The sequence below is a fragment of the Kordia sp. genome (assembly GCF_045105435.1).
Taxonomy (GTDB): domain Bacteria; phylum Bacteroidota; class Bacteroidia; order Flavobacteriales; family Flavobacteriaceae; genus Kordia.
In genome coordinates this window covers 1-6,678 of sequence record NZ_JBGCDL010000086.1, presented here as the reverse complement: position 1 = coordinate 6,678, position 6,678 = coordinate 1, and the positions used below count along the sequence as shown (strand labels likewise).

The window sequence follows — 6,678 nt, the reverse complement described above, 5'->3', positions numbered from 1 at the left end:
CTACTTTACACTAAAGTTTATATCATATTTTACATCTTAACATAACTAGATTAGTGTATCAATTAATACTTTAAAATCTTATAAAATAAAAAAAAAAGAAATTTAAAAACTCTAACCCTTAACAAAAAATCAATCTCAAATTTAATGGGTGGAGGAGAACATCAATATACTGGTAATTGTTCTCGTAATTGTTCAAATTTTGATACTTGTTGGTCATATGAATATGATTGTAATAGTGAGTACAGAACAGCTTGTCCAACACAATTAGAAACCTGTAATTATACATGTGGACCAGCTAGAAATCCAGATGATATTGATGTAGGAACAAGTGAGTGTTAACAATGATCCAAATTATTAGTTTTAATAACAGATCCATACAATAAAGTTAGTCAACAGTTTAATTAATCCTGTCTGTCTGCTCGAAGAAATAATGAGGAAACAAGCGAATATGCAATTCATATAACTTATTGACTGAATGCCACTTAACAATTTCCTGCGGGCAGAATTATTTTTTTTTAAAGGAATGAAATTGAAATTGAAGTTGAAGTTGAAAACATTGACGTCATTGAGAACGATAGTGAAATGTTCTGTGTTATAGTAACAGATGACTTCGTCCAAACTCCTCGCAATAACGTGCAAAATTTCGTCATGCTGAACTTGATTCAGCATCGCATAAACAAGCTCAATTTGACACATTATTACCTTAAAACTTCTGAGTACAATCTCGCGAAAGCGAACAAAAAAAGAGCCAACACAAAACGTCTTGACTCTAGTATTTTTCAATCTTGAATCTGAAATAATTCAAAATTTATAATTCAACATTTACAATTTCAAACTATCCAATAATATGAATTTCAGAGAAATCTTTTGCGACAATCATTGCGCCGTTTTCATCCTTTTTTAAGTCTGAAAGTGCCACACTTACATTGTCTATTTGCACTTCTTTGGCTTTGAATGGTAATCCATGAATGTTCAATTTGAAGTTCTCATACGTTGTAATATACTTTCCTTCTTTGTGCTGCTGCACAATAAGTTCGTTTGGCTTTCCTGTCAGTTTGAATGTTCGTAGACTGTAACGACCTTTTGTGTAATCGTATCCGTCATGTGCATCGTCAAATAATTGCGAGCGTTCTTTTCCTTCTTTATAGTAAATATCTAAGGTAACTTCTTTGATCTCTTTTTCACCTACATATTGTTGTACAGGATATTTTGGAATCACTGCACCAGCTTTTACAAAAATTGGCATGCTATCAATTTCAGCATCTACCCATTTTTCTTTTCCACCTTCAACCAATTCATCTGTCCAGAAATTATACCATTTCCCTCTCGGAATGTACATTCGACGACCTTTACTATTCGGTTCTTGAATTGGACATACTAGTATTTTATCTCCAAAAACAAATTCGTCTGTTCGGTAATGCGTTTGATGATCTTCTTGATCATACATCACGAGCGATTTTAATAATGGCGTTCCATGATCGACCAAATTCCAAAAAGCAGTGTATAAATATGGTAATAGTTGATAGCGTAACTCCACAAATTTTCGCACTACATCGGTAACGTCTTCATCAAAAGCCCACGGTTCTTGATCGCCATGATCGCCTGACGAATGCACTCTACAAAACGGATGAAAAATTCCGAGTTGAATCCAACGTGTAAATAATTCTCCTTGTGGTTGTTCTGCAAATCCACCAATATCACTTCCCGCAAAGGAAAAACCAGACATTGCCATGCGTTGTGCTTGCACATTGGCTATCCATAAATGTTCCCATGTTGCCACGTTGTCACCTGTCCAAGTTGAGGTATAACGTTGCGTTCCAGAATATGCCGAACGTGTAATGACAAACGGACGTTTTGGATAGTTAAATTTTTTCAATCCTTGATACGTTGCACGCGCCATTTGCATTCCGTAAATATTGTGTGCTTTTCGGTGACTGCATGGGTTTCCATCATAATCGTGACGTACATCGTCTGGAAATGTTTTGTTTGGCACTTCCATTACAGCTGGTTCGTTCATGTCGTTCCAAACGCCTTTGATGCCAATATCTTCAATTAATTCTTTAAATAATCCTGACCACCAATCACGTACTTCGGGTTTGGTAAAATCGGGGAAATAACACTCGCCCGGCCAAACTTTCCCTTTCATATACGGTCCATCTGCACGTTTACAGAAATAGTCTTTGTCAAGTGCTTCCTTGAAAACATCATAGTCTTTATCAATTTTTATTCCTGGATCAATGATTGCAACGGTTTTAAAGCCGTCGTCAGCGAGTTCTTTTACCATTCGTTTCGGATCTGGAAAGTGATCTTTATTCCAAGTGAAACAACGGAAACCATCCATATAATCGATATCTAAGTAAATAGCATCACAGGGAATTTTAAGGTCTCTAAATTTCTTCGTGATTTCTTTTACATTGCATTCTGGATAATAACTCCACTTACATTGATGATAGCCCAAAGCCCATAATGGCGGTAGTTGATGTGGTTTTCCTGTTAAGTCGGTATAACTTTCTACGACATCTTGCATTTGCGGTCCGTAGATGAAATAGTAATTCATTTCGCCACCTTGCGCCCAAAAACTAGTTACATTTCTGCGTTCGTGTGCAAAGTCAAAATAGCTTCTGAATGTATTGTCAAAAAAGATTCCGTAGGCTTTGTTGTGATGTAAACCTGTATAAAATGGAATGGCTTTGTAAATTGGATCGGTATGTTTTCCGTATGCATACGAATCGGTTACCCAATTCTGGAAACGTTTTCCTTTTAGGTTTAAATGATCTGGTTTGTCACCAAGTCCGAAATAGCTTTCACGTTCATTGACCGTTTTGCTCATTTTCACCACATTTCCACCAAACTCGTAACTTTCTTCCCAATGAAAACCTAATTCGTCCTCATTTACCAAAGTATTGTCTATTGCATCATATAATTGAATGCGCATGTTTGCCTTTGTAATATGACAGATTAATTTTGACGTGGTAATGATGTATTTTTCTTCGTCTTCTTCTATCGCTAGATGATTGTATCCTGTGCTCGCGTATTTTGTAATGGCATACGAAAAGTCATTTTCAAATGTTCCTGTGGTGGTATATCGGAAGCGCAATACACTATCGCGCACAATACGCATTTGTAATACCACATCATTTTCTGCGGTAAAATATAAAGTGTCTACGTCTTTTCGAAAGTTTATTATTCTGGAAGGAAACAAATTCCCTTTATTCTCTAATTCTGTATTTACAATCATGTTTGTTGTAAGATTTAAGATATTATGTAAAAAAACGCAAAAGTTTAGAGATTTGAAAGCTTTAAAACACTGATTTATTAACGATAACGTTATAGTTGGTCATAATTATTGAAATATATTTTTTCTGTTGGTTTTTTTATGAAATTACGATTTTTAACCCCTAAACATTATTGTTTCTATAATTTCATTTTTCGGAATGATTTGAAACGTCATTGCGAGGAAGTGTGACGCGGTAATCTGTTACTCAGATAATAAAATCATTGTGCTAAATATAGCTAACTTCATTATTGCTGGTAATGACGTTTTGTAGTTTTCTTCTTTTTTTGTTACGAATTCACGAATTGTTTTCTTGGTTATTTTTTTGTGTTGACGATTGTCACGAATCGTTTACGTATCGAAGCATAATTGAATTATTTCTGAATAAAACTTTCTTCATTTTATTACGAAAATCACTCGAATTAACGTTTGTGTACGTGAGTGTGAAACGTCTTTGCGAGGTAAAACCGAAGCAATCTGTTATTTGAGAAAACTTAAGTTTCATTAGAAACGGATTGCCACGTCGCTACGCTTCTCGCAAGGACGTATCCAATACTTCTAAAATTCTTAGATAATAGATTCTCTTACAAGTCTACAAGCAAAGCAATCTAAAAAGCATAGCGAGTCTAAAAAATCTAAATTCTCAATACTTTTTATACATACTTCAACACAACCATTCCTAAAGGCGGAATTTTTATTTCTGCGGAATGATTTCTAAACTGCCATTCCATTTCTTCGGAAATAACTTTTTTGTTTACAAAATCTTCTGTTCCTGCGTATTGTTTTAAATCACTGTTGAAAATTTCTTTTAATGTTCCTGCTGTTGGCAAACCTATGCGATAGTTTTCGCGTGGAATTGGTGTCATGTTACAGGCAATAATCAAATCGTTTGCTGGCTTTTTTCCTTTTCTGATGTAAATTAGCACAGAGTTTTCCGAATCGTTGTAATCGATCCATTCAAAACCATCTGCGGTAAATTGCTTTTCATGCAACGCTGCTTCTTTTTTGTAGAGTTTGTTTAAATCTTTTATTAAACTTTGAACGCCTTTGTGCACATCATGTTCCAGCAAATGCCAATCGAGACTTTGCTCAAAATTCCATTCTTCACTTTGTCCAAATTCACATCCTTGAAAGAGCAAATTCGCACCTGGATGCGTAAACATATAACTGTATAATAAGCGTAAGTTGGCAAAACGTTGCCATTCATCACCAGGCATTCTTCCTAAGATGGAATGCTTTCCATATACAACCTCATCATGCGACAACGGCAACATAAAGTTTTCCGTAAACGCATAAGTCATGCTAAAGGTTAAATCGTTTTGATGGTGTTTTCTGTAAATTGGTTCTTTTGCAAAGTATTGCAAGGTATCATGCATCCAACCCATCATCCATTTCATTCCAAAACCGAGTCCGCCAATACTTGCTGGACGTGACACCATTGGGAAAGACGTTGATTCTTCGGCAATGGTTTGTACATCTGGAAACATGGAATATACGGCTTCGTTCATTTCCTTCATAAACGCAATTGCATCTAAGTTTTCGCGTCCGCCAAATTGATTTGGTTCCCATTCACCTTCGTCACGTGAATAATCTAAGAATAACATGGAAGCTACCGCATCGACTCGTAAACCATCGGCATGGTATTGATCGAGCCAAAAAACGGCATTACTAATTAGGAATGATTTTACTTCGTTTCGTCCGTAATTGAAGATGAGACTTTTCCAATCGGGATGATATCCTTTTCGCTTGTCTGGATGTTCATATAAACAGGTTCCATCAAAGAAACCGAGTCCGTGTGCATCTTCTGGAAAGTGCGACGGAACCCAATCTAAAATGATTCCGATGTCATTTTGATGGAGTTTATCTACTAATAGTTTGAATTCTTCTGGATAGCCAAATCGCGATGTTGGCGCAAAGTATCCAACCAATTGATATCCCCAACTTGGATCGTACGGATATTCCATGACGGGCATTAATTCCACATGCGTAAAGTTCATTTCCTTTATGTATGCCACCAATTCGTCTGCCAATTCCGTGTAACTTAGAAATTTGTTTTCTTCTACTTTTCGTTTCCACGAACCTAAATGCACTTCATATACTGAATACGGCGCATCTAAGGCATTGTGTTTTTTACGTTTTTTCATCCACTTGCTATCTTTCCAAGCGTGATCGGCGTCCCAAACAATAGAAGCCGTTTTTGGCGGATGTTCGCAACGACGTGCATACGGATCTGCTTTTTCCGTTTTAATGTCGTTATGATTGCTTTGTATTTTATATTTGTACGTACTTCCTTTGCCTACATTTGGAATGAATCCTTCCCATATTCCACTCTCGTCCCAACGTACATTCAGTTGATGTTCGCCTTCTATCCAAAAATTAAAATCACCAATAACAGAAACCGTTTTGGCACTTGGCGCCCAAACTGCAAAATAGGTTCCTTCTACGCCGTTGAGCGTCATTATATGCGAACCAAATTTTTCATATAATTTGTAATGTTTTCCCGCTTTGAATAAGTTGATATCAAAATCTGAGAATAAACTATGTGGAACTACGTTTGCCATAAATTAATGATTGATAATGTTTGTGATTCCTTTAAGCGGAATGACTGCCCAAAGTGGTCGTGAATTGAGTTCGTACCCAAGTTCGTAGATCGCTTTTTCGAGCAATGAATATTTTAGTAAAAAGATGCGTTCTTGACTGTAACCAATGTTCAAATTTGCATCTTGAATTTTGGTAATATATGTTTTCAAAAATACACCAATAAAATAAGTATACAACAATTCACCTGCTTCAAAAAGTTCGTCTTGATTGTGTTTGTATTCGTCTTTGTGATTGAAAATCGTTGCATAGATAGCATAGTGAAAGCTTCTAAACAATCCTGCTACATCTTTTAGCGGCGGTTGTTTTACTTTACGATCGCGAATGGTACTTTCAGGTTCACCTTCAAAATCGAGAATGTAAAAATCGTCCTCTTTCACTAAGATTTGTCCTAAGTGATAATCGCCATGTACACGAATGCGTTCACCTTTTAGTTTTGTCCAATCGAAATTCACCAAACGCTTACGAATGGTGTTTTTATTGTCTAAAAATTCTTGTGCTAAGTTTAGCGATAAACCTTCTAGTTTGTGTAGATTGTTTTCTACCGTGTTGAGTCGGTTTTGAAATTGATAGAGCAATCTATTTTTCAACCAAACCGTATAATCGCCATTAAAATGTGTTGGTGTAAAGGCAGTTTCTTCAAATTCACTTCCTAATGCAATGTGCATTTCGGCAGTACGCTCTGCGAGTTTTTGAATTTTTAAGAATAGATTTAATCCAACCCAATCAATGATTCTTGGAGACACATCGCGAATGCTTAAGCGTTCAAAAAGTTCCGTTTCGGGCAATTTGCTAATGTCTATGTT

The 6,678-nt window shown here is 36.1% G+C and carries 3 protein-coding genes and 1 pseudogene; 1 reads left to right on the top strand and 3 read right to left on the bottom strand.

The window, feature by feature from the left end; genetic code table 11:
- The first annotated feature begins 144 nt into the window (after positions 1-144).
- Positions 145-339 carry a hypothetical protein gene (locus tag AB8B65_RS04035; protein ID WP_405299571.1) on the top strand — a complete coding sequence of 65 codons (195 nt, stop codon included), beginning with the start codon at positions 145-147 and terminating at the stop codon, positions 337-339.
- A 496-nt stretch (positions 340-835) separates the two neighbouring features.
- On the opposite strand, the gene AB8B65_RS04030 is transcribed toward AB8B65_RS04035, so the two are convergent.
- From AB8B65_RS04030 to AB8B65_RS04020, 3 genes and pseudogenes are all read right to left on the bottom strand, one after another.
- A complete protein-coding gene (locus AB8B65_RS04030; protein WP_405299570.1) occupies positions 836-3,238 on the bottom strand; it encodes a glycoside hydrolase family 31 protein in 2,403 nt (800 codons plus the stop codon).
- 689 nt (positions 3,239-3,927) lie between these two features.
- On the bottom strand, positions 3,928-5,835 hold the full coding sequence (gene glgB, locus AB8B65_RS04025; RefSeq protein WP_405299569.1) for a 1,4-alpha-glucan branching protein GlgB: 1,908 nt from the start codon (positions 5,833-5,835) through the stop codon (positions 3,928-3,930).
- A 3-nt stretch (positions 5,836-5,838) separates the two neighbouring features.
- Positions 5,839-6,678 (bottom strand): annotated as a pseudogene (locus tag AB8B65_RS04020) (trehalose synthase); the annotation flags it as partial.

What these genes read in the sequence shown, in the direction of transcription:
- AB8B65_RS04035 (WP_405299571.1), top strand. Translation starts at nt 145, where the DNA reads ATGGGTGGAGGAGAACATCAATATACTGGTAATTGTTCTCGTAATTGT.
- AB8B65_RS04030 (WP_405299570.1), bottom strand. Translation starts at nt 3,238, where the DNA reads ATGATTGTAAATACAGAATTAGAGAATAAAGGGAATTTGTTTCCTTCC.
- glgB (WP_405299569.1), bottom strand. Translation starts at nt 5,835, where the DNA reads ATGGCAAACGTAGTTCCACATAGTTTATTCTCAGATTTTGATATCAAC.